Source organism: Flavobacterium sp. KH_035 (genome assembly GCF_057839565.1).
In genome coordinates this window covers 473,954-496,038 of the sequence record NZ_CM174492.1, presented here as the reverse complement: position 1 = coordinate 496,038, position 22,085 = coordinate 473,954, and the positions used below count along the sequence as shown (strand labels likewise).

18 protein-coding genes and 1 tRNA gene are annotated in these 22,085 nt (G+C 30.1%); 14 read left to right on the top strand and 5 right to left on the bottom strand.

Going from position 1 to position 22,085, the window contains the following annotated elements; translation table 11 throughout:
- Positions 1 to 83: 83 nt before the first annotated feature.
- The 14 genes from AC3IS6_RS02360 to AC3IS6_RS02295 all read left to right on the top strand — a co-directional run bounded on the left by AC3IS6_RS02360 (position 84) and on the right by AC3IS6_RS02295 (position 16,805).
- A complete protein-coding gene (locus tag AC3IS6_RS02360) occupies positions 84 to 890 on the top strand; it encodes a hypothetical protein (protein WP_489163288.1) in 807 nt (268 codons plus the stop codon).
- Between the two features lie 181 nt (positions 891 to 1,071).
- Entirely contained in the window at positions 1,072 to 1,464 is a 393-nt protein-coding gene (locus AC3IS6_RS02355; RefSeq protein ID WP_489163286.1) for a hypothetical protein, read from the top strand.
- A gap of 228 nt (positions 1,465 to 1,692) precedes the next feature.
- The gene (locus AC3IS6_RS02350; protein ID WP_489163285.1) at positions 1,693 to 2,265 is read left to right on the top strand and encodes a hypothetical protein; all 573 of its coding nucleotides are present in this window, start codon (positions 1,693 to 1,695) and stop codon (positions 2,263 to 2,265) included.
- A gap of 132 nt (positions 2,266 to 2,397) precedes the next feature.
- Positions 2,398 to 3,198 carry a hypothetical protein gene (locus AC3IS6_RS02345; RefSeq protein ID WP_489163283.1) on the top strand — a complete coding sequence of 267 codons (801 nt, stop codon included), beginning with the start codon at positions 2,398 to 2,400 and terminating at the stop codon, positions 3,196 to 3,198.
- A 215-nt stretch (positions 3,199 to 3,413) separates the two neighbouring features.
- Positions 3,414 to 4,694 carry a hypothetical protein gene (locus AC3IS6_RS02340; RefSeq protein ID WP_489163281.1) on the top strand — a complete coding sequence of 427 codons (1,281 nt, stop codon included), beginning with the start codon at positions 3,414 to 3,416 and terminating at the stop codon, positions 4,692 to 4,694.
- Between the two features lie 343 nt (positions 4,695 to 5,037).
- Positions 5,038 to 6,027 carry a hypothetical protein gene (locus AC3IS6_RS02335; RefSeq protein ID WP_489163280.1) on the top strand — a complete coding sequence of 330 codons (990 nt, stop codon included), beginning with the start codon at positions 5,038 to 5,040 and terminating at the stop codon, positions 6,025 to 6,027.
- Between the two features lie 201 nt (positions 6,028 to 6,228).
- Complete coding sequence (locus tag AC3IS6_RS02330; RefSeq protein WP_489163279.1) at positions 6,229 to 6,765, top strand: hypothetical protein; 537 nt, start codon at positions 6,229 to 6,231, stop codon at positions 6,763 to 6,765.
- 187 nt (positions 6,766 to 6,952) lie between these two features.
- Complete coding sequence (locus AC3IS6_RS02325) at positions 6,953 to 8,251, top strand: MBL fold metallo-hydrolase (protein WP_489163277.1); 1,299 nt, start codon at positions 6,953 to 6,955, stop codon at positions 8,249 to 8,251.
- Positions 8,252 to 8,441: 190 nt separating this feature from the next.
- Positions 8,442 to 9,179 carry a hypothetical protein gene (locus tag AC3IS6_RS02320; protein ID WP_489163275.1) on the top strand — a complete coding sequence of 246 codons (738 nt, stop codon included), beginning with the start codon at positions 8,442 to 8,444 and terminating at the stop codon, positions 9,177 to 9,179.
- A 47-nt stretch (positions 9,180 to 9,226) separates the two neighbouring features.
- A complete protein-coding gene (locus AC3IS6_RS02315) occupies positions 9,227 to 10,024 on the top strand; it encodes a hypothetical protein (protein WP_489163273.1) in 798 nt (265 codons plus the stop codon).
- A 509-nt stretch (positions 10,025 to 10,533) separates the two neighbouring features.
- Positions 10,534 to 12,012, top strand: a complete 1,479-nt coding sequence (locus AC3IS6_RS02310; RefSeq protein ID WP_489163272.1) for an AAA family ATPase — start codon at positions 10,534 to 10,536, stop codon at positions 12,010 to 12,012.
- Entirely contained in the window at positions 12,005 to 12,841 is an 837-nt protein-coding gene (locus AC3IS6_RS02305) for a hypothetical protein (protein WP_489163270.1), read from the top strand. Before AC3IS6_RS02310 ends, AC3IS6_RS02305 begins: the two co-directional genes overlap by 8 nt.
- Before the next feature lie 369 nt (positions 12,842 to 13,210).
- A complete protein-coding gene (locus tag AC3IS6_RS02300) occupies positions 13,211 to 15,544 on the top strand; it encodes a DUF3696 domain-containing protein (RefSeq protein WP_489163268.1) in 2,334 nt (777 codons plus the stop codon).
- A gap of 214 nt (positions 15,545 to 15,758) precedes the next feature.
- A complete protein-coding gene (locus AC3IS6_RS02295) occupies positions 15,759 to 16,805 on the top strand; it encodes a nuclease-related domain-containing protein (protein WP_489163266.1) in 1,047 nt (348 codons plus the stop codon).
- Between the two features lie 367 nt (positions 16,806 to 17,172).
- Here the strand turns inward: AC3IS6_RS02295 and AC3IS6_RS02290 are convergent, their stop codons facing one another.
- The 5 genes from AC3IS6_RS02290 to AC3IS6_RS02270 form a co-directional block, all read right to left on the bottom strand.
- A complete protein-coding gene (locus AC3IS6_RS02290) occupies positions 17,173 to 18,468 on the bottom strand; it encodes a hypothetical protein (protein WP_489163264.1) in 1,296 nt (431 codons plus the stop codon).
- A complete protein-coding gene (locus AC3IS6_RS02285) occupies positions 18,465 to 18,791 on the bottom strand; it encodes a hypothetical protein (RefSeq protein ID WP_489163262.1) in 327 nt (108 codons plus the stop codon). The genes AC3IS6_RS02290 and AC3IS6_RS02285 overlap by 4 nt, the downstream gene beginning before the upstream one ends.
- A gap of 231 nt (positions 18,792 to 19,022) precedes the next feature.
- The gene (locus tag AC3IS6_RS02280) at positions 19,023 to 20,333 is read right to left on the bottom strand and encodes a site-specific integrase (RefSeq protein ID WP_489163260.1); all 1,311 of its coding nucleotides are present in this window, start codon (positions 20,331 to 20,333) and stop codon (positions 19,023 to 19,025) included.
- 267 nt (positions 20,334 to 20,600) lie between these two features.
- Positions 20,601 to 20,678 (bottom strand) — tRNA-Val (locus tag AC3IS6_RS02275).
- Between the two features lie 178 nt (positions 20,679 to 20,856).
- Positions 20,857 to 22,083 (bottom strand): bifunctional folylpolyglutamate synthase/dihydrofolate synthase, encoded by a 1,227-nt coding sequence (locus AC3IS6_RS02270; RefSeq protein WP_489163259.1) that lies wholly within the window; start codon positions 22,081 to 22,083, stop codon positions 20,857 to 20,859.
- Between the last annotated feature and the right edge of the window lie 2 nt (positions 22,084 to 22,085).

The window sequence follows — 22,085 nt, the reverse complement described above, 5'->3', positions numbered from 1 at the left end:
ACACATATCTGACTCTATACGGTCACTTTGTATGATTCTATAACATATAGAAGTAAGTTATATGCAATTTATAAAAAAAACCTATGCAACATCACGACAAAATTCCGATTTGGACAGTCGAAATATCAGTAATTGGCCCAGTTACAATTGCTCATTCAATTAATTTTGATGCTAGAAAAGAGCTTGAGCATCCTCATCCATTTTACAGTAATGTACAAATATTATCAGAAAAAAATGGCTTTAAAGCGGTCGTTACTGCATTTGCTCCTAACTCAGATTTAGCAGAAAAAGCGGCTACTCTTTGGTTTGGTAGGATGTTAGATGTTCTTTCACTTCATTTAAACCTTTCCTTACAATTAGATGTAACAAATAATGTGATTATTCAAAAAAGTGATTTCAAAACCAAAAGACTTCTCGATAGAGATGATTTCGTAAATGCTTTTCATCAGTCTAGAATTTTAAGTATTGCAGAAACTACTTTTTTACATTCATTAAGTTGGTTTCGAAAAGGAAAGTATTCTCAAGACCCATATGATAAATTTTTAGCTTTCTGGAATTCAATTGAAATTGTTGCAGCGAAGTATAATCCAAACAGAGCTAACTGCAAAGGAAAAGGCACAATTTGCCACATATGGGAATGCTTTATAAAACTTTGGGGTAAAATTGAAGAATGGGAATTTATTGAAGGACAAACAAAATGGATTGACGAAGGAAACGACCTGAGAGTTGCTATTGCTCACGGAACTGAGCCAATCGAAATTGATTCATTGAATCGAATTTTAATAAAATTACCAGAAGTTGAAAATGTGGCTCATAAGTTTCTGATTGAATGGTTGGATAAAGAACTTAAACCTGAAATTACTGAGGATTTAATAAAAAAAATAAGATAAACTGCATATAACACACGTCTTGCGCCATTTGCGAATTTAGTGGAATTACGTTTTTTAATCGTATTTTCGTTTAGCCGAAAATACTCGTCTTCGTAAGTCGCAAACGGCGCAAGGCTTGAGAAGGTTAGCGGTCAGCATAAAAAACTCGACAGATATAAAGACAATTAAAACACTGAAAAAAATGAGAAAATTATTCTTTGTAACAATTATTACTTTGACGACAATTTCTGCTTTTGCACAAAGTACATCTGATACACCAACTCAAAATATTTCTACAGATAGTGATGTTGGGTATAGGCTATTCGCAACAAAAAATATGTATACATTTATTAAAATGAATACAAAAAATGGCCAAATGTGGCAAGTTCAATGGTCTGCAAAAGGTAATGAGTTTCAAAGTCCGATATCCTTAATAACCCGAGTTACAAAAGAAGATGAGAAGAATGGAAGATTTTTTCTTTATCCGACAACAAACATATATAATTTCATTTTGCTTGACCAAATTGATGGCCGTGTATGGCAAGTTCAATGGTCAACTGAGCCCAAAGACAGAATTGTTCTACCAATAAATTAAAAGTTATTATATAGTCATCAAATTTTCAAGCAAGAAAAGATTTCTTAAAAAACGAAATTAAATAAAATGCCGAACCGCTAACACACGCTACAAGCAATTTGGATATTTGGCTTAATTTAAATATGGTTTTGTATTTAGAAGATTAAGCAAATCCGAAAATAGGCTTAGTTTATTCCCAAACCCGATGATTACCATAAATTTAGCTTTAATTTTGAAAAAAAACAGAAAATGAAAGAAATATTAAACGATTATATTTTACCATCAGGTGTACTGTTGACTTTTATCGCAACGTCGTTTAACATATATTTTACAAGAAAAAATCTAAAAACAACAAAATATATAGATACTATAACTTCTGAAAGAATAAAATGGCTTTCAATTATAAGAGAAGAAATAACACATTTAGCTTCCAATATTTCGGAAACTTTAATAATTCATAACGAGGTAATCGAAGACATTGAGTCACAAAATCCAAGTCAACAATATATGGATGATGTAAATTATGAATATCAAAAACATTATTTTGATTCATTAAATAAGAACTCGTTAAAATTTCAAGACAAAACTAATTTTCAAGAAATCATAAAGAAACTATATCTTTTAAAATTAAGATTTAATCCTAAAGAAGATATTGAAATTTTAAATTTAATTCAATATTTTATAGATTTCTATATGTTAAAATATATTTCGTCACATAAATTGAAAGAAGCAAAAACGAATGTAAATAAACTTACAGAACAAACTCAAATGTTATTGAAAAGAGAATGGGAGAAAGTAAAATTAGAAACAAAGGGGAAATAAAAAAACTACAACTAACGCACGTTTGTGGATGTTGCGGAATTTAGTAGAATTATCGTATTCAAATAATATTTTCGTTTAGCCGAACATTTACCGGCGACACGTTACCAGCAATTTAACGGCAGAAAACCCAAGATGAATAATATAGAAAAAGACAGATTTATCACCTACATTGGACAGACATACAGCAATGTCCAAATTTGGGGGCAATATGAAAGTATGGTTGACTTTTTCTTTGAAGAGTATTCAAAAACCAAAAGACGTTTTGACGAGATTGCACAGCCTTTTCTATTCACAATTTCACACGCTATTGAATTGGCTCTTAAAGAAAATATTAAGTTTTTTGAAAAATACGTGAGTTCGAAACAACTTACTAAGTTTGAAAATTGGACACATCTCTTAAAAAGCCACGATTTAGAAGCTTTATCTGCTGAATTCAAAATATTTTTTGACAGATTTCATAAACTGGTTAAGGCTTCTAAAGAAGATAAAGATGAGTTCAATAAATACATTAAAGTTTTGGAAAAGCTAAATAGCATTTTGGAAAGAAATGCTGAAACGTATAGATATTTCGAAAAATTAGATAAAAATGGTATTACGACTAAATCAAGCATAAAATCAAGCAAAAAAATAGACTTGTTAGAGGTTAAATTAATGTTTGACGATTTAAAAAAATTATTTATTGGTGCTCCAAATGCGATGGGTATTTACACGGATTATATAGACTTTAAGAGAAACAACCTAGAATATAAAAAAGGTAAAGGAAAACTGTATTGTCAACGTCTTCACTATACTGAACACTTTCTTGAGAATGTAAAAGAAAAACTCACAAAAGATTTAAAGAAAGTAGAAAACAATTTATGGCTAGATCAGAAGAATTACAAAAGTTATGAAATTCAAATTTGGAATAACGACATATATATAATCGAAATATAAACTGCTGTTAACAGCTTGGTGTGATTGGGGTTTTAGGCTGAATTTAAAGATGGTTCTGTATCTGTAAAATTTGTGTTTAACTGAAAAATATCGCATCTTTATTTCTTAACCTTGCCAAGCGCCAAAACGTTATGCGTCAACAGGTTGGAACGAATATAAAACAGAAAAATTATACTTTATTAAGTCAATAATTTGTGACACTTTTAAAAAATAATATGAGACAATTTATTAACGATGATAATCAATTTAAAGACGGAATATTAGCATTTGATAAAAGAAATGAAGTCAAGCTTTATAAAATACATAATACTTCGGAAGACAGTAGAATTTATAGCTATCTAATTTTAGATTTCAAATTACCAAAAGATATACACTTTAAAGATTTTTCAATTGAACAATCAATTGAAGTAGATATTGATATAAGTACTGAATCAGGGCAGTCAGTAAAAAAGGCTTATGTTTCGCCTGTTAAAATGCCAGAAAGAATTAATTACATCAATTCACACTACTTTACCTTGGGGCTTAGTGCAATCTGTAGTTTTGCCTTTGAAAGACCTGTATTTTCTACGAAAAACGATTATTACAATCGATTTGAAGTTGCTAATCAATATGAATTGAAAGAAATCGGAGTTGAATTTCCAAGAACAATCCGAGGACCAGGTGCAAAAGGCTTTATGGTTCATAATGAGATAATTGATATTTGGGAAAAAAGATTAATAGAAGTCGTTAACCTACTTGACAAACTTACTTCATCAGAAAGTAAAGAATATGAAGTAAGTTATGAAAACTTGATGCAAAGTTTTCGATTAATACAGTTGGGACATATAAATAAAAAAGAAGATTTTGACTTAGGATTTTCGTTTATAATTGCAGGTATTGAGGCAATATCACAAATAGCAATAGATAAAATTGACTTTTCAAATAAACCGGAACTTTATAGCGAATGGAAAAAACTTTCTAATACAAACGAAATTGCAAGAAGTCTTTTTGAAGAGTATTTGAAAGTTCAAGCTTATGTAAACTCCGAAATTAATAATAGAGATCTGACTAAACGTTTTGTGAAATTTCTGATTACTTACACTAAGAATTCAGATTGGGAGGAAGTTTTGTACAATGAATTAATAACCGAAGGTTTGAAGTACAGAATGTTATTCCCAAACGAAATAAGTGTTGTGCCCGAATTGAAGCCCAATAAATTAACAGAGGACGAATTTTCAATTATTATTAAAAACACATATAATCTCCGTTCTAAATTTTTCCATATGGGACAATCTTTGCCACACAAAAGCACCAATAATTCATCTAACAATCGTTTTTTTCATATTATAGATAATATTAAAAGAAGAGAAAAATTATTTATGAAAATGGAAAAAGAAAATCGAGTAGAAAGTCCATATGAGGAATGGACTACAACACAAGATACATTAATCACCTTTGAATTAATGTCAAATATGGCAAGAAACTCTATAATAAATTACATAAAAAAGGTTCTATAATAACTGATTTAGTTTATAGATTCAAACAGAAACTTGAATAAATTGGCAGAATATTGAAATTGAATGCAGAAACTTGAAAAGTGAAATTATTTCTTTTTTTTCAGATTTTAAGGTCAAAAGAGATGTTTAAAACTGAATAAATAATTTTTGGAAAAGCAAATTGGGATAAATTGGAATAGACAATCATAAAACATAAACAACCGAACTCATAATAGCTTGGCGCGAATGGGGTTTTAGGATTGATGGAAAGTTAGTTTTGTGTTTGGGAATTTTTTTTAACCAAAAAATCGTACTTATTCATTCCCTAGCCACGCCAAGTGCCAGAACATTATCAGAAATTTCTATGAACAACACACAACATTTAACTTTAATTCAAAAGTATTTCCCAACAACTGATTTAATTTCAGTAGATGAATTTTCATTATTCGATAATGAGGATTTCGCTTTGAAAACTTTTGAGTATATCAGCGGAGCAATAGATAATATAAATTCAAAATTTGAATTTCAAACTCATTTTAGTTTTAGATTTAACATAAATTTTAACGCCAAGGCTTGGACATTTAAAGATGTCAACATAATAATGTTAAATCACTCAATCATCAATGATTTAGAACCAATAATTAAAGATTCAATATCAATTTTTTTAAAAGAAAACTTCACAAAAGCTTCAGGCTTTCCAATTGAAGAGGATGTACTTCTAGAATTATTTATTTATTTGACTATGAGTTATCTTTTTTTTCATGAATTAGGTCACATAATACAATTTAATTCGGCGCCTAAAGGAGAAAATAGTTCAGAATTTAATGAATCTAGTCAGTATGAATCACCTTATTTAGAAAAAAATCATGTATACGAAATTGATGCAGATTTATTTGGAGTATCTGTAGGAAGTATTTTAATTCTCCAATATCTGGAAGAAAATAAGATTAAACTAAATTTATCAATTCTGTTTAATTTGGTAACACTTTACGCTTTGATAATTTCAAATATATTTATTGAGTTTGCAAATAAGTTTGAGAGAATATATTTCAAAGAAAGTGCCTATCCTCACCCAATTATAAGAACGCGTTTCTGCATTGAGCAGATTTTGAATCTTGTACAGGAAAATATAACAATTGACGAAGAATATTTTAATATGATTGAGAATCGTTATCTATTACTATTAAACGAGATGCGTAAACATAAAAATACTGAGTTTGATTATTTATCATTATTAAAGGAGAATGAAGAAAACATAATTAAATATATGGATGAAATTGAAAAAATAAGTGATAATTATCCAGAGTTGACTCGACATAAAGCCCAGGAAATATTTGACTTAATTGGTGTCTAATTAGAAGAAACGTCTTATAAAAGTGCTTAGCGATATTGAGGTTTTAGGCTATTTAAAGATTGTTTTGTATTTTTAAAATTTGCGTTTAGCCGAAAAATCCCGCATCTTTATCCCCAACCTAGCGCCAGATCATTAGCAGATATTTTGAAAAAAAAACGTAAAACAAAGAATATAAAGTATTATGCAAACAAAAAACTAAATATGAAAAACCTAATAATACTATTATTTTCAGTATCTTTTTACAGTTTCAGTTTTGCACAGACAATAGACAAAAAAAATATAATTGCAACTTTAGAAGATATTTCAAACTATGAAGAATATGTCGTAGATAAAATGACTTATCGCAGTGAAATTATATTGAACACTAAACTTAAAAAAGTAACAGTTAAGGATTCTTTAAACTTTGGACAAGGTGAATATGCAGTATATATAACAAAATTTTATCTAGAAGATTTGCAATTGAATAGTATGACATATGACTATTTAGAAACTGAAAAGGATAAATTTATGGTAAATATAAATTTAGCAACGAAAAATAAATCTGTTGAATATACTATAAGAGAAGTTAAAAAAAATCAAATAATTCAGATGTCCAAAACAACATATTCAAACGAAATAAAGTGTTTTATAGCAAATTTGAGGCGTTTACCTATGTTTCTTGCTGAAAAATATGTGGAAAACGTGAAAGAATTATTAGACCTAAAAGAAAGCAAAAGAGATAATTTCTTTACTAAATAATAGAAAAACATCTGCTAGCAGCTTGACGAGATTGGGGTTTTAGGCTGAACTTAAAGATGCTTTTGTATTTGAAAATCTGTGTTTAACCAAAAAATCTTACATGTTTATTTCTCCGCCTGGCCAAGCGCCAGCACGTTAGGCACAACCTTAACGCAGACTAAAAAAATTAACGAAAAAAATGAGACGAATGGAAGCAAAATTTTCTTTTTATAAAGCTGGACAAGGCTCATTTTATGGCGGACGAATTTGGCAACACGAAAATAATAAAGTTTTTACAGTTGTTTATGACTGCGGAACAAGTCCATTCATAGCGGGAAATAGTCAATCTCTAAATAACGAAATAACTCAATTTAAAGACCAACCACATTATTGTGTTCATAATAATGAAATAGAATTGCTATTCATTTCTCACTTAGACTATGACCACGTTTCTGGTTTAAAGCGTCTATTGAAAGAGTTTAAAGTAAAGAATATAATATTACCATACATTGAAAAACAACATAGACATTTCTTTTTAGTTTCCGTTCCTGACAACAATGACCCTAACAATGATTTATCCATAGAAGATTATATCTCATTTATTGAAAGTCCAAATAGATTTATTGCTGACAACAGTAAAGAAACTAAAATATATTTCGTCAAATCTAATGGAAAATCAGAGATTGAATATCAAGGTTATGATGACGATAATCAGTCAGAGAATATTTACCCAAGAGGAACTCCTAATACTGACACAGAAGAATTGAATAATCAACCAAATGTTTTGATTTATGATAATAATTTACAATTCTTTATTCAAAGAAAATGGGAATTTACAACTTACGCTAAAAGTATAAATGAATTAGCAATTAACAGATTACATAATTGTTTAAAAAAGAAGTTGAAGAAAAAACCATTTGAAAGTTTGACTCTTGACGATTTAAAAGAAATTATAACGACCAAAAGAAAAGATGCCCATAAATGTTACACCGATTGTATTGGCGAAATAAATTCTCACGGATTAGTACTTTTGCACGGTCCAATTCGTTTTGAACATCTTTCAGGAAGAGTTTATTCGGATTGTGAACTGCATCATTTTTATGATGATCGCAATAATCGTCATTTTCACGATGACCATCATTTTAGAAACAATAACCCAACAATGTTAGGAACTCTGCTATTTGGTGACACATCTATCAGCCCAACTAACAACCCTATCGATTTTCCACAAGCATTTAAAAATAAGCTAGTCAATGTTCATATAGTCCAAGTTCCTCATCACGGCTCATCCAAAAATTGGGACTTTGACGAATTTGAAAACCTAAGAATAGGCGATTCTATAAATCGTTGGGGAAACAGAGTTGTTGCCGCTTGCAATTTTGGCTATGGTAACAAATATGGACATCCTTCCCACCAAGTTTTAAATGACTTGCGTTCAACAATTTTTTTGAACACACAATTTTCAAGACTTAAGATAGAATATGACATTATACATTGGATGACATAAACGAGATAAAACTTGTGCCTAATAAACGTTTGGCAAGATTGTGAATTTTGTAGTGAATTCATATTTACGTTTCGCAAGAAATTTTATCTTAGCCGAAAGAACTTGAGTTCGCATCCTCGCCAAGCGCCGGAACATTGGTAGCTATTTTAATATAAAGCAGAAAAAAATAAATATAACTAACAAAAAAAATATGAAAAAAATTCTAATTCCTGCATTACTAATTTTAATTATTTCTTGTCAAAAAAACACTTCAAATAAAACTCCAGCACGATCTTACACAGACTCAATTATGGAATTAACTGAAAAAATTAGTAAAACTGATACTGTAGCACTAAACGAAAAAGAAAAGAATAATGACAAAATAGCTGAATTCAAGAACGAAAGTAAATTAAAAAACTTATCTGAAAAAGATTTTAATTTCATTATTGATAAATTACTTGAAGATGGATTTGGATTAACAGGTTATACGTATTTAGATTTTGATAAAATAGATAATGAATATTGGACTAGTGAAATAACTTCAAGTCCAATTAATAAAATAGATGAAAGAGTTAAAAATAAAAATTTCTTTGTTTTTGAATTTAATTCCGGAACTAATGCATCTTTACGTCAAGAATATTTTTTACTTGATAATAATGAAATGAAATATATTGATTTTAAATTAAATGAAACTGATAACAAAAAACTTAATTTACTCCTTGAAAAAGTTGGTGGAAAAGGGTGTTTTTTAGAAGCTCATAAATTAAATGATATTATAAAAGACGAACAAAATAATTACGAACTTACTTTTAACTTGCAAAAAAGTCCAGATACGTCTGATGATTCATTTACATCCATCAAGTATAAAACTAAAGATTTCAAATCTATAGTCCCTAATTCTATTATGAAATATGATAATAAGAAAAATAAATTTGTGGAATTAAAGTAAAACAAAACGCTACAGCAACGGGAATGTTAGCTGATATAAAACAAAAAATGAGCCTAGAATTATTACAAAAAATATATGAAAATAGATTCGACATGTCGGATTATCTAATTCATTTTACAAGAAAAAACGATGATAGTACCGCATTTCAAAACTTAAAAAAAATCATCAAAAGTGGAAAATTAAATGCAGGCTGGTCTGTTAGAAACACCAAAAGAACAATTTTTGGAAAATATCCAGCCGTTTGTTTTACAGAAATGCCTTTGTTTAGTTTCTTAACATATGTTCAAAATAGAAATGATATTGAGAAAATTGATTTATATGGAATTGCTATTTCTAAAGATTTTATGTTTAAAAAGGGAGCCCGAAATGTAATTTACGGACTAACCCGAGGAAATAATGACGAAACACGTTCTGAAAATGGAGAATGGTTCACACCACATCTACCCGAGGAAGAACAATATAGATATATGTTAACTGATTTTTCAGATAAAAATGATTGGACACATGAAAGAGAATGGAGATGGAGAAATTGTTTTGAATTTTCAAAAGGGGATTATTTCCCGATTTGGAAAAATGATGAAATTAACAGAGTTAGTAACAAAAATTACGGTGATATGCGTTTTAATCAAGATAAAAACATTTATATTATAGTCCGTAATTTTCTTGAAGCTAATGAATTAAAAGAAATATTTAAATCATTAAATTCTGATGAATTTAATCCGCATAACATAAAAAAAACATATGCAATAGTGATAGAAAGCATTGAAAAACCATACAAATACGATTTACTAACTTTTGAGTATTTAATACAAAATAAAATTTGCATACCGATGTACAGTCTCTAAAAGACTTTACAAGATATTTGTGAAGTTAGTAGAATTAACGTTTTTATCACGTTTACGTTTAGCCACAAATACTATGTTTTGTAACTTGCAAACATCTTGATACTACGTTTGATATTATACACCAGCATAATCAGACTGTGTTCTCCGTTTACTTTTTCCAGTCCCGTTAAGTAGTGTGGTTATAGCTCCATTGTTGATAATCTTTTCTAAAAAATCAGGTATTTTTACTTGCACCTTTATTTATTAAAAAAAGCGAGATTTGCTATCTCTATTAAGGAAAGCTTTTTTGTAAGTGATTAAATATCCGTTATTTTTCTAGAGAGAATTATGTACGATATCTTAACTGCAAACTGCATTGAATTAACTATGAATAGGAAAACTCGAACTTGGAACACTTGTCAAAAAAATGATGATTTAATATCTATTAGATACAAACAACCAATTCTTATCAACTATTAGCTTCGTATCAAATCTATACACTTTACTAATACTTATCATTCTTTAAACTAATGAAAGACATAAAATTTTACATAGACCCTGAAAATGTTCCGGAAATTATAGTTCCCTTTTTTTTATTAGAATATGATACTTGGGATGATTACAGCAGAAAAACTAGCTTTGATTTAATATATTATAACGAAGATAGAAAACCTAATAAAATTGGATATGTTAAAATAATGCATGAGTCGGAATTCAAAGTTTTAAATGTAATTGACGAGATATTCGATGAACTTTCAGAAGAATTTTGCTCATTAGGACAAGATATGGAGTATTACACTAATCTATATGATTTGTTAGGAGAAGAAGATTTTAAAGAAGTATTAAATAAAATTAATGACGTTGCCTTTTTTAATGCCTTGGCTGATAAATTTGAACATAATCCAAATTTTAAAGTTTCATTGATTAGGAATAGTGAAGCTGAAAAAGTTTTCAAAGAAGCAAAATCAATTATTTATGGTTTACCTCAAGAGCAAAATTTTATTTTTACATATAAATGTGACTTAGATCATACTGGAGGACAACATACAGTAAACTTCAATTTTGGAGATAATGAAAATTTACCTAATAGGATAATTTCTCTTATAGGGAAAAATGGTACTGGAAAAACCCAATTTTTAGCAAAATTTGCTTTGGATTTAAGTGGTCAATCGAAAAGCAAGCTGAAAGATGATACTTTTACTCCTTCAAGACCCTTATTCAGTAAAGTAATAGCAGTATCTTACAGCGCTTTTGATAAATTTTCAAGGCCTCAGAAGGACAAATCATTTAGTTATAAATATTGCGGGTTAAAAGATGAAGACGGTAGATTATTATCTGGACCTAAATTAGTTGAAAATTATAAAGAGTCTGTTGGATTAATACAAAAAATAAGTAATAATAGACACATAATATGGTTCAATGTAATGAAATCTATTCTTGATGAAGAACTAGCCAATTTCTTTTATGCAGAAATATTTCAAAATGAAAATTACGAAATAGTAAACAATAAAAATTCTAAATTATTAAGTTCCGGACAAAGTTTCTTAATGTATGTAATTACTGAAATATTAGCCCACATTAAGCAAAATTCCATTTTACTTTTTGATGAACCAGAAATGCACTTACACCCGAACGCAATCGCCAATTTTATCAGAATGATAGAAGATATTCTTAAAAAATTTGATTCATATGCGATTGTAGCAACTCATTCGCCAATAATTTTGCAGGAAATCCCAGGTAGGTACGTAAACGTTTTTGAAAAACAAGGAAATATTCCAATGGTATACAAATTAGGGATCGAAAGTTTCGGTGAAAACATTGATGTTTTAACAGAGCAAGTTTTTAAAACAATGGAAGTTAATGACAACTACAAGCAGGTGCTTAAAGATCTTAGTGAAAATCATTCGTATAAAAGTGTATTATCCATTTTTGAAAACAAACTGAGTTTGAGTGCGACTACATTTTTATTAAACCAATATGAAAATCCAGAAAAAGAATTAAATGCGTAATCTAATACCTCTAAATACAATACCAATAGATGAATTTGATTTGATTCATCAAAGCAAACAAGAACCAGCTCATACTGTTCTAATGGCATTAAGACCTACAATTATAAATAGATATAATAACTATAAAGTAGAGTTTGACAATAATACTTTACAAAATTTGCAACCTAAAGTTTATACTCCACAAGCAAAGAACTACTTGCGAAAATGTTATTCCAATTCAACAATAGCACTTGATAAGTTAATTGCAAGAATAAAAGACAACCAGCCAAACAATTTACGCTCAGTTTGCCAATTATGTGGTATTGATACAGATAATACAACGGATCATTACCTTCCACAATCTGATTTTCCTGAATTTTCTGTTAATCATTTAAACTTATTCCCCTGTTGTGCTGTTTGTAATCCATTTAAAAATGATTACTGGATTAGTCAAGACCCAAATTACAGAGGCATAATTAATCTATATACTGATATACTACCAACGCAGCAATTCCTTTTTGCTGACGTTAGATTTTTCAGAGCAAATGTGATAATTAAATTTCGTATTGCTAATCCAAATGGTATAGACCCTGATCTATATAAAGTCATCGAATATCATTTTAAAAGAATAAAGCTTATTGATAAGTATAACGATAAAACAGGAAATATTTATCAAAGGGTTTATGATAATTATAAAGGAAATGTTACTTATATTGGCAAACCACACTTAATCCAAACTGCCCTAATGCAGAAGGTTCAAAATCATTTTAGTTCGTTTGGGAGAAATCATTATGAAGGAATTTTAATGGAGTCCTTAGCGAACAATAGTGTTTTTTTAAATTTATTTTAGATTGAAACAACATTATTTTAAAAATGGTAAAAAAAAGCAGTGATTAAAGTTAGTTTGTACAGGAAGAAAAGTTCTAATGATTTGGGAACTGGAACTATTAGAATCAGAGGAACTTTATTATTATAATTTGAAAAATAAATTAATTAAGAGGATATTTCATGTTTAAGTGGAGATACTGATAGTACAGTAAATGCAAAGAATGTTCAAAAATTAAACTTCTTAAAACCCAGTTCTTATATAGGTGGTAGACTTATAAAGATATTGTTTAACAATAAAACTTAAGTTAAAAAAAAAACTCACATTGAGTAAGCCGGACTAAAAATCTAATCGTAATAGCAACAATTATATTTAATAATAAAAAAAACTTTTATGAAACCAATTGATATCATTGGATTAAAAAATTTCAGAATATTCGATGATGAAAATGGAATTTTAGAGGAAATGACTTCTATAAATATTCTAACAGGGGCAAATAATACTGGGAAAAGTTCTATAATTAAGGCGCTTCAAATGCTTAAAAATAGCATTGTGGAAAATCAATTTCATTTCGACTTAGATTTAACTGAGCAAGAACATTTGTTAGGAGATTTTGATAATACTTTATTTAATAAAGACAATAGAAATATTGTGATATCACTTCCTTTTACATTTTTAGGATTAAGGAATATTTATCTCTCTCTTTCTTTTACGGTACCATCAGTAGACAATCCTTATAAAGCAAAGCTAAGAAAGATAGAAGTAATTGATGAAAAAGATAGTGAAATATTATTTTCTTTTGCCTATGTAGATGCAACAGATAAAGAAATTGAATCTGATAAAGAAAATTTTGAAATTGAATTACAGGAATATGATCAAAGAAGAAGTACTAAAGTTCAGCAAGATCCAGATGGTATCTTTTCAATTGATTATTCCTTTCCGCCTTTTGATAATCCTTTAGTTGGATATATAGAATGGAGCATAAATCTTGAAAAACTTAAATATTTTTTAAAGCCTTTGCTTTCTTTTTATAAAATATATTTAGATCGAAAAGGAGAACATGAATTTCTGGAAAAAGCGGATGCTTTATATGAAGAAGATGCATCATTCATTGCTTCAATATTAGTAAAATCATTTAAAAATGAAATAGATGTTAATAAATGGAATGATTTTATTGAACAGGAAATTAAAGACAAGAAAATAATATGTGGAAGAAATCATGTTGGAGAAAGAGATTTTGAAGTGGACGATTATTTCTATAATTTTTTTACAATTGAAGACATTTTATGCGATAACGCATTGAAAATCTTGCGAAATAATCTTAATTGGCAGAATTTAGACAATACCGGCAAAAGTTATTCCGTAATTGAGGAATGTTTTAAAAGTAGTTGGAAAGGGCTTATACAGAGAATTTTAAGTATAAATTATTTGTCTAATATTAAAGAAGAAAATTCACGAATTTATATAGGTACACTTAATTCTCCTTTTGTTAGCCTTTTAAAAAATTATAACTCTTTTGAGTTAGACAACACTAGCTTTATTATTAAATATTTAAAAGCTTTTGAAATTGGTAAAGAAATTAAAGTTGATTATGAGCCAAAATATCAAGTAATTAAAGTTACTGTAACGACTTTAGAAGATGAAAAACGTGAGTTAGTTGATTTTGGGTATGGCATTAAACAATTAATATTAATTTTAATTAAAATTACGGTATTAGCTGAGAAGAATAAAATGACAAAACACTATAATGATGAATATGGTGAAGAATATATGCGTAGCTATTATAATCCAAGCTTACTTCTTATCGAAGAACCTGAAACCAACCTTCATCCTAAGTGGCAATCATTATTAGGCGATATGTTTGCTGAGGCAAGTAAAGAATATAATATCCAATTAGTTATAGAAACACATAGCGAATACCTTATTCGGAAATTCCAAGCATTGGTAGCAGAAGAAAAAATAGATCACAAAAATATAAAAATATTTTATTTAAGAAGTCGGCAAAAAATCACTCAAGATAAGAAACAAGTAGAAACTACTAGTATACAACAAGATGGTAGTATAAATTATCAAATTTTTGATGGCGGTTTTTTTGATGAAAGTGACAAATTGGAATTGAGTTTGTTAAATATTCAGAGGGATCGGTTTTTTAATGAGTTTAACGATCTAAAGAGAAATAATGAAGAAAATGAGAATAAGATAAATGAATTAGAGATTAAAATTGATAATTATACTAATAAATTAGACATAGGGGTGTATCGACAATTTATAAACGCGAGTTTTGACACATCGAAACTTTCGCCAATTACTTTAAAATATTTAACCTCCGGTCAATTCTTACTGAATACTATCAATGATAGTAGTGACTTTTCACCTGTTATTATTCAATACGGACGTTCTATTGAAAATGAACTAAAGGATGTGTTTGTAAATATCGATAATACAAAAAAATGGATGATAGGAATCATGCAAGGGTCACTAGAAAAGTTTAAGACAGGCATCACTGCAATTACACCTTGTAGTTCTAGTGAATTAGCGTTATTGCGGACTGAACTGGCAAGAATCTTTAATTTACCATTAAACTTAAAAATACATTTACTTGATAATTTACGCAATGTAAGAAATTCTGCTGGCCATTCTGGTCTGACTAAAACTAAACAAGAAGCTCTTGATTACATAAGTACTGCTAATGAATTCTTAGAAAGATGGATTGATGAAAAAAAATAAAAGTGATTTTTGTACTAAACTATAAGTTACTTGACATAGTAATGGATCTATGTAATGACATAATGAAAATATTTGAGATGATTTACAAAACGAATAATTTAATTAATTTAGTCAAACGAGCAATAATAACAAGTCTTGCAATCGGAAGATTATGATATTTAACAATTAACAACCAGTAAACGGGATGTGTAGGACGTATAATAAGATTGGTTCATTGACTACTTTAAAATTACATTTAGAGGAAAACAACATCAATGACTTTAAGTCATTAAAAGAAGTTATGGATTTTCAAAAATCATATACAATTTTACGGCAGCAATTAATTTATCATCATGAAAATCTGATAGAGCAAGAAAAAAACCTACTCAATGTAGATTTACCGAGTTTAGACATAGCAATAGAGACACAAAGGGAGCAATCTATTCAAATATTGACAAGTGAAATTGATAAGCTGAAAAAGCAACTAAATATCTTAACAATAACTCCATCAACAAACTTTTTTCAGAAGCTAACCAGTAGTTTTAGACATTGGTACTATAAAAGAAAAATTAAGCACGAAGAAAATAACTTTGAAACTGTGGTAAATATGTCAATAAACAAACTTGTTGAAGATTACCAAGTCAAAAGCAGTCGTTATCAATTTATAACTTCACATTTTAATGAAGCGGTAAGAGAAAGCGCTCAGTATTCTTTGTCAGAACTTGAAAGAAAAAAAGTGGTAATAGATTCACTCAACAGTTACATTTATGGTGCGTTAGGAGAGCAAAAAGTAGTTAAGATATTGGAAACTCTGTCTGATGAATATTTTTTGATTAATGACTTTTCGGTTTCATTTTTACGTCCAATCTATAATAGACAAGAAAATGATTATATAAGTTCCGTTCAAATTGACCATATACTAGTAGGTCCATCAGGAGTATTTATAATTGAGACAAAAAATTGGAGTGAAAAATCATTAGAAAATATGAGTTTGCGTTCGCCTGTTGAGCAAATTAAAAGAACAAGCTTTGCATTGTTTTATCTACTAAATAATGAGAAGAGTAATTATTATTTAAGATTAGACAGGCATCATTGGGGTGACAAAAAAATACCGATCAAAAATCTTATTGTTTTAACTAACATAAAACCAAAAGAGGATTTTCAATATGTGAAGATTTTGACTATTAATGAACTTCTTAGTTATGTGAATTATTTCAAACCTATATTTTCCTATAATGAGACGAAGAGAATTGCTGACATGATCTTACAGGTTACTGAATGAAACGTCAGAGAAAAACTTATTGAATAAGAAAACTATGCATTATTCAAATCTACTGTTTTAATTTTATAGTCGTACAGAAACCAAATAATATTTAAATCAAATAATTTAATCATAATCTTCTATTGATTATAAAATAGTTATACGTATTCCGATTAGAAGGAACTAAGACCGGGTTACAGAAGTATGGTTGAAATACTGATAGAGCCATAAAAGTTTGTCTATAAGCTTTATCTCTTTTTTATATTTCCTTTACAAGGATGAACATAGAATATTACAGAGGTAATCTTTCGACATTAATTTAGTTCCTGCTGATCAGGTATAACGTAAACTCCGAACTTCAGTTCCTAATTGATATCCCATTCTGTTGCTATTTAAGGATGGTGTTTAGTGTAAATTTACCAACAATACCGAAAGTCATACGTTCCAATGGCGCCCTCAAATTACGATCAGCCTCTGGTTTTGCTTTTTCATAGTTATTGTTTATATCAGGCAGTTCTGTATAAAATCCACCTAAAAACTTGCCCGAATCCTTGAAGAAATAAAATCCAAGTCCAATATTTGTAGAATTGGGAAGCACTAGTGCATTTCTCGACATCAATTGAGTACGTAAATACGGATTTATGAGCACATGGTTTTTAGCCTTTGCATCCAGTTTGAGATTGACAATAAGATCCAAATTAAGTTCATTGACCTCAACCTCTCCATAAGTTCCAGTATAAGCGGTTATTTTCTTTTCTTCCGTAATACTTTGTTCATTGTTGGTTACAGTGTTTTTAAGGGTGTACTCTTTTTTGGTCAGCAATGAAAAATTATTAGTCTTTAAGTAGCCATAGGTAAAACCAAGCCGTAAAAAGCGCCATTGAGCATTTAATCCCCCTCCGAATTTGCCACCCCTGAAGCTTTCGTCAATAAAGCTTTTTGATAAATTTTCAGCATTAAAGGTTTCAAATCTCTTAAATTCACTACCCTGTATTCCTCCATAAGAGAAAAATATGAATTGCCAATATTCCTTAAGTTCTGTTTCATATACTTTAGCCCTTTCATCATCATAGGCATTACTGCGTTCTAAATATTCCTTCTTGATAAGGAGCATTCCAGCTTTTATCTTCACGAGTTCACTATGCTCTGTAGCATCATCGCTTTCAAGTAATTTGTGAAATTTCGTTTCTGTATTCTCAACGGACACTACACTAGGTATAGCATCTATAAGAGCTGCTTTCTTTTCTGGGATGAGTTCACTATTTGTAATTAGTTTTTTTATTCTTTCAGGTAACGCCTTTTCAAATCCTTTCTCGAATTTTTCCTGTCGTACAGAAATATCATCGATACCTTGCTTATAACTAACTTTCGAACCATTGGAGAAAGAATACCCTAGTATTGCATCGAGAGTAGCTGCTGGTATGAACTCTCCTTTTTTAAACAGGCTGGAGATTCCTTCTTTGTTTCCTCCCTTAACACTAGCCCCATAAACAGGCTCATGATTTTCTCCAATCGTATTCTGAAGATTGTTGAAACTAAAGCTAAGCTCGGTTTTTCCAATATCAATGCCAATATTCGCTCCGTGCATAATCACGGTGCTTTCTCCTTCAGCGTTCTTAGTAAGACCCTGACCGTATACTACTGTACCAATACTAATACAAAGTAGAACAAGAAAGCGTCTCATATGGGAATATTTTTACGAGTATCGTTCAATACGCCCTCTGTGCTTGTGGTTAGCTCAACATCTTCTGGAAATACAGCCTTATTATTATGCTTGATATTATAGCTGAATTTTAAATTTGGCTCACCAACGACTTCAATGCGCACGGAAATTGAACTTTTGCTACTTGTTAATCCAAGATCACCTTTTATAATATAGATGCCATCACTATATTCCTTGTTCTCGTCCAATGTTTCTTTGTAATGAGGTTTGTAATTAATACTAAAAAGCGTTACTGCGATACCAGGAGGATGCTTTATCGTGTAAGTAAATTTCTGTGTAGCCATTGTATATAAGGTATTGGTTGTTTAATTTTAAATAGTGTACTTTTTATTAACTGACAATCCCTAATTAGCAGGTATATACGATTTTTATTGTGTTTTAGTAAAAATGGGAAATACTTAAATCAGTTAAGTGTAAACCTAAGATTTTTTTTACACGTTTATATACGTATTAATACGTGTTTTTTTTAGTAAATACTCTAATTACTTTATTTAACTCGTCACATTCCATTTTCTCTATAGGCCAATCAAGATTTTTTCTTTCATTGATGCAATTTCTTTTTCAAGTCTTTCCAAGATTAATAAGCTATTCTCAGGTTCTAAGGATGCTTTTTTATTCAATTTATTTCTCAATTCAATCATCTGTCGACCAACTGTCTGCTGCTCGGTTATTGCATATTCTTCCGTTTGTTGTACCGATTGATGCCCTAGCATTTCTTTTACAATGTGAATCGGTACGTCATTAGCAAGTGTAACTGTACTGCCAAAAGTCCTTCTGGCTTTGTGTGTATTTAAAATAACATTCAATTCACATAAATCAGCAATTTCTTTTAGATAAGCATTCATTTTCTGGTTTGATTTTACTGGCAGGACAGTTCCTCTGCTAAGACAAAGAGGATGATTTTTGTATTTTTCTATAATTTCAAGAGCCTTGGGCAGTAATGGAATGTTTGTTGCTGATTCTGTTTTTTGACGGTCAGACATAATCCAGTATTCGCCATCAATGCCTATCTTGATATCTTCCTTCTTAAGTTGAAACGCATCAATGTAAGCTAAGCCAGTGTAACATTGGAATATAAATACATCGCGTATAACAGTTAATCTTGGAGTAGAAAAAGTATGATTCTCAATCTTATGCAATTCTATTGCTGTGAGTGGTTTTTTCTTGGTTTTTGTCTTTTTCCCTTTAAATTTTTTGAAAGGATCCTCCTTAATGATTTCCTTATCAATTGCCCGTCTCACAATTTTCCTGAAATTTGTAATGTACTTTAATGCCGTATTGTTATTACAACTTTTTACTGTCTTAAGATAAAACTCATAATCTTTTATAAATTCATAATTCAAGTCTCGGAATTCCATGTCTTCCAAGTTGAATTTGAACAAGAGAAATTCTTTTATATGCTTTTTGGATATCTCAAAACGTTCATGTGTTCCAATAGCATATTCTCCCACATCCACGAGGGCACGTAATTCGTTGTTATGGTTAAGGAATTCTTCAAGCACTTTTACTTTTGGTGCTAGTCGTCCCATAACAAAGTCTATTATTTTTTGAGACGTAATAGAGTGTTCTGCATAAAGCAAATCATTTCTATACTTGTTGACCTTAGTTTCAATTGCATCAAGAAAAAAATTAATGATCCTAGCATCTTCTTTTGAACCTACAGCTCTTTCAGCTTTTTGATCCCATCTGGTCATATCCCATTTACGTTTTGTAGAAGTTTCCTTGGGAATTCCATCAACGATAATTCTTAGGTAAATATACCTAAGATTGCTTTTTTTTCGTGGAACCTTCAAAAAGAAGGTTAATCCAAAACTACTTTCTATCATAATTCAACAATTTAAATGAGTAAATGTCGAATTATAGCGTCTTAAAATCAAGTCGTTAACGCAGTTTACATGTTGATTATCAATGTTTTAATTGCTATATTGTGGCACATTTTTTTAAAATTTAAAAGTGCCATAAAAGTGCCATGTAATTTTGAGCGTTTTTGAAAATTTTGAAGGAAACAGGTAGAAGTAAAAAAACCTGCAAATTCAAAATTTGCAGGTTTTTAGTAAGATTGTGGAATTTTATGTACTCATTCCTAAAATAGGTGGTGGGCGATGAGGGGTTCGAACCCCCGACCCCCTCGGTGTAAACGAGGTGCTCTGAACCAGCTGAGCTAATCGCCCTATTTTACTAGGTTGCTATCGTTTGTGATTGCGAGTGCAAATATACGCTAGTTTTTGAGTTCTGCAAAGAAAATGGAATAAAAAATAGAACTTTTTTTAAAATAAATTATATCTGGCTGTTTATGAATTTGTTATTAAATTGATTTTTTTAAAGTTTTTTTATTCCATGAAGCTTTGTCTATCCTAAAGGCAATTCGGCAACAACAAAAGTACTTCCGCCGACATAGATAAAGTCATTTTTTGAGGCATTTTTCTTCGCGGCGGCAAAAGCATGTGCTACGGACTCATAATTTTCTCCCAGTAAATCGTGCTTTTTAGCAGCGTCATTTAAAATTTCAGTGCTCAGACCTCTGGAGGAATTTGGGCTGCAGAAATAATAGTGTGCATTTTTAGGAAAAAGTGGAAGAATTGAATCGAGGTCTTTGTCGTTTACAACTCCCAAAACGATATGTAAATTTTTAAAAATTTCTTTCTGAATCTGTTTCATTACAACGGCTAACCCATGTTTGTTGTGCGCTGTATCGCAGATGATTTTTGGGTTTTCTCCCAGTTGCTGCCATCTTCCCTGTAAACCGGTATTTTTTACAACTTGTAATAAACCATTTTTTAGGTTTTCATCCGAGACCTTAAATTTGTTTTGAGTATTTAAAATGGCAATGGTTTGCTGCACTGTTTTTTTATTGTGAAACTGATAATCGCCAATTAAATCAGAATCGAAAACTTCTGTAACTAAATCGGAAGCAAAATAAATTGGAGCTTCATTTTCTTTAGCTTTACTCATAAATATAGGCTGAGTTTCGGAGGTATATTCTCCAATGATAACAGGAACATGTGGTTTTATGATACCTGCTTTTTCGCCGGCAATTGCAGCAGGCGTATTTCCTAAAAACTGAGTATGGTCTAAATCGATGTTGGTAATAACGGATATTAAGGGGATGATAATGTTGGTAGCATCGAGCCTTCCACCAAGGCCAACTTCGATTATAGCAATATCTGTTTTTTCTGAGGCAAAATAATCAAAGGCCAATCCAACAGACATTTCAAAGAAACTCATATCATTGGCTTCAAAAAAGCTTTTGTGTTTGGTGATAAATTCGCAAACAAAATCTTCGGAAATTTCCTGACCGTTAATCTTTATTCGTTCTCTAAAATCTTTGAGATGTGGAGAAGTGTATAGCCCTACTTTATATCCCGCCTCCTGCAAAACCGAAGCCAACATGTGCGAGGTTGATCCTTTACCATTGGTTCCGGCAACGTGAATGCATTTTAACTGATCTTGAGGATTGTCAAGATGTGCCGCCAGCAACTTAATATTGGTCAGATCTTCTTTGTATGCCGAAGCGCCCTGAAGTTGATACATTGGGAGTTGATTAAACATCCAGTTTGTGGTTTCCTGATAGTTCATTT

Bases quoted from the DNA above. Each gene is read 5' to 3' on its own strand.
- AC3IS6_RS02360 (WP_489163288.1), top strand. From the start codon at position 84: ATGCAACATCACGACAAAATTCCGATTTGGACAGTCGAAATATCAGTA.
- AC3IS6_RS02355 (WP_489163286.1), top strand. From the start codon at position 1,072: ATGAGAAAATTATTCTTTGTAACAATTATTACTTTGACGACAATTTCT.
- AC3IS6_RS02350 (WP_489163285.1), top strand. From the start codon at position 1,693: ATGAAAGAAATATTAAACGATTATATTTTACCATCAGGTGTACTGTTG.
- AC3IS6_RS02345 (WP_489163283.1), top strand. From the start codon at position 2,398: ATGAATAATATAGAAAAAGACAGATTTATCACCTACATTGGACAGACA.
- AC3IS6_RS02340 (WP_489163281.1), top strand. From the start codon at position 3,414: ATGAGACAATTTATTAACGATGATAATCAATTTAAAGACGGAATATTA.
- AC3IS6_RS02335 (WP_489163280.1), top strand. From the start codon at position 5,038: ATGAACAACACACAACATTTAACTTTAATTCAAAAGTATTTCCCAACA.
- AC3IS6_RS02330 (WP_489163279.1), top strand. From the start codon at position 6,229: ATGAAAAACCTAATAATACTATTATTTTCAGTATCTTTTTACAGTTTC.
- AC3IS6_RS02325 (WP_489163277.1), top strand. From the start codon at position 6,953: ATGGAAGCAAAATTTTCTTTTTATAAAGCTGGACAAGGCTCATTTTAT.
- AC3IS6_RS02320 (WP_489163275.1), top strand. From the start codon at position 8,442: ATGAAAAAAATTCTAATTCCTGCATTACTAATTTTAATTATTTCTTGT.
- AC3IS6_RS02315 (WP_489163273.1), top strand. From the start codon at position 9,227: ATGAGCCTAGAATTATTACAAAAAATATATGAAAATAGATTCGACATG.
- AC3IS6_RS02310 (WP_489163272.1), top strand. From the start codon at position 10,534: ATGAAAGACATAAAATTTTACATAGACCCTGAAAATGTTCCGGAAATT.
- AC3IS6_RS02305 (WP_489163270.1), top strand. From the start codon at position 12,005: ATGCGTAATCTAATACCTCTAAATACAATACCAATAGATGAATTTGAT.
- AC3IS6_RS02300 (WP_489163268.1), top strand. From the start codon at position 13,211: ATGAAACCAATTGATATCATTGGATTAAAAAATTTCAGAATATTCGAT.
- AC3IS6_RS02290 (WP_489163264.1), bottom strand. From the start codon at position 18,468: ATGAGACGCTTTCTTGTTCTACTTTGTATTAGTATTGGTACAGTAGTA.
- AC3IS6_RS02285 (WP_489163262.1), bottom strand. From the start codon at position 18,791: ATGGCTACACAGAAATTTACTTACACGATAAAGCATCCTCCTGGTATC.
- AC3IS6_RS02280 (WP_489163260.1), bottom strand. From the start codon at position 20,333: ATGATAGAAAGTAGTTTTGGATTAACCTTCTTTTTGAAGGTTCCACGA.
- AC3IS6_RS02270 (WP_489163259.1), bottom strand. From the start codon at position 22,083: ATGAACTATCAGGAAACCACAAACTGGATGTTTAATCAACTCCCAATG.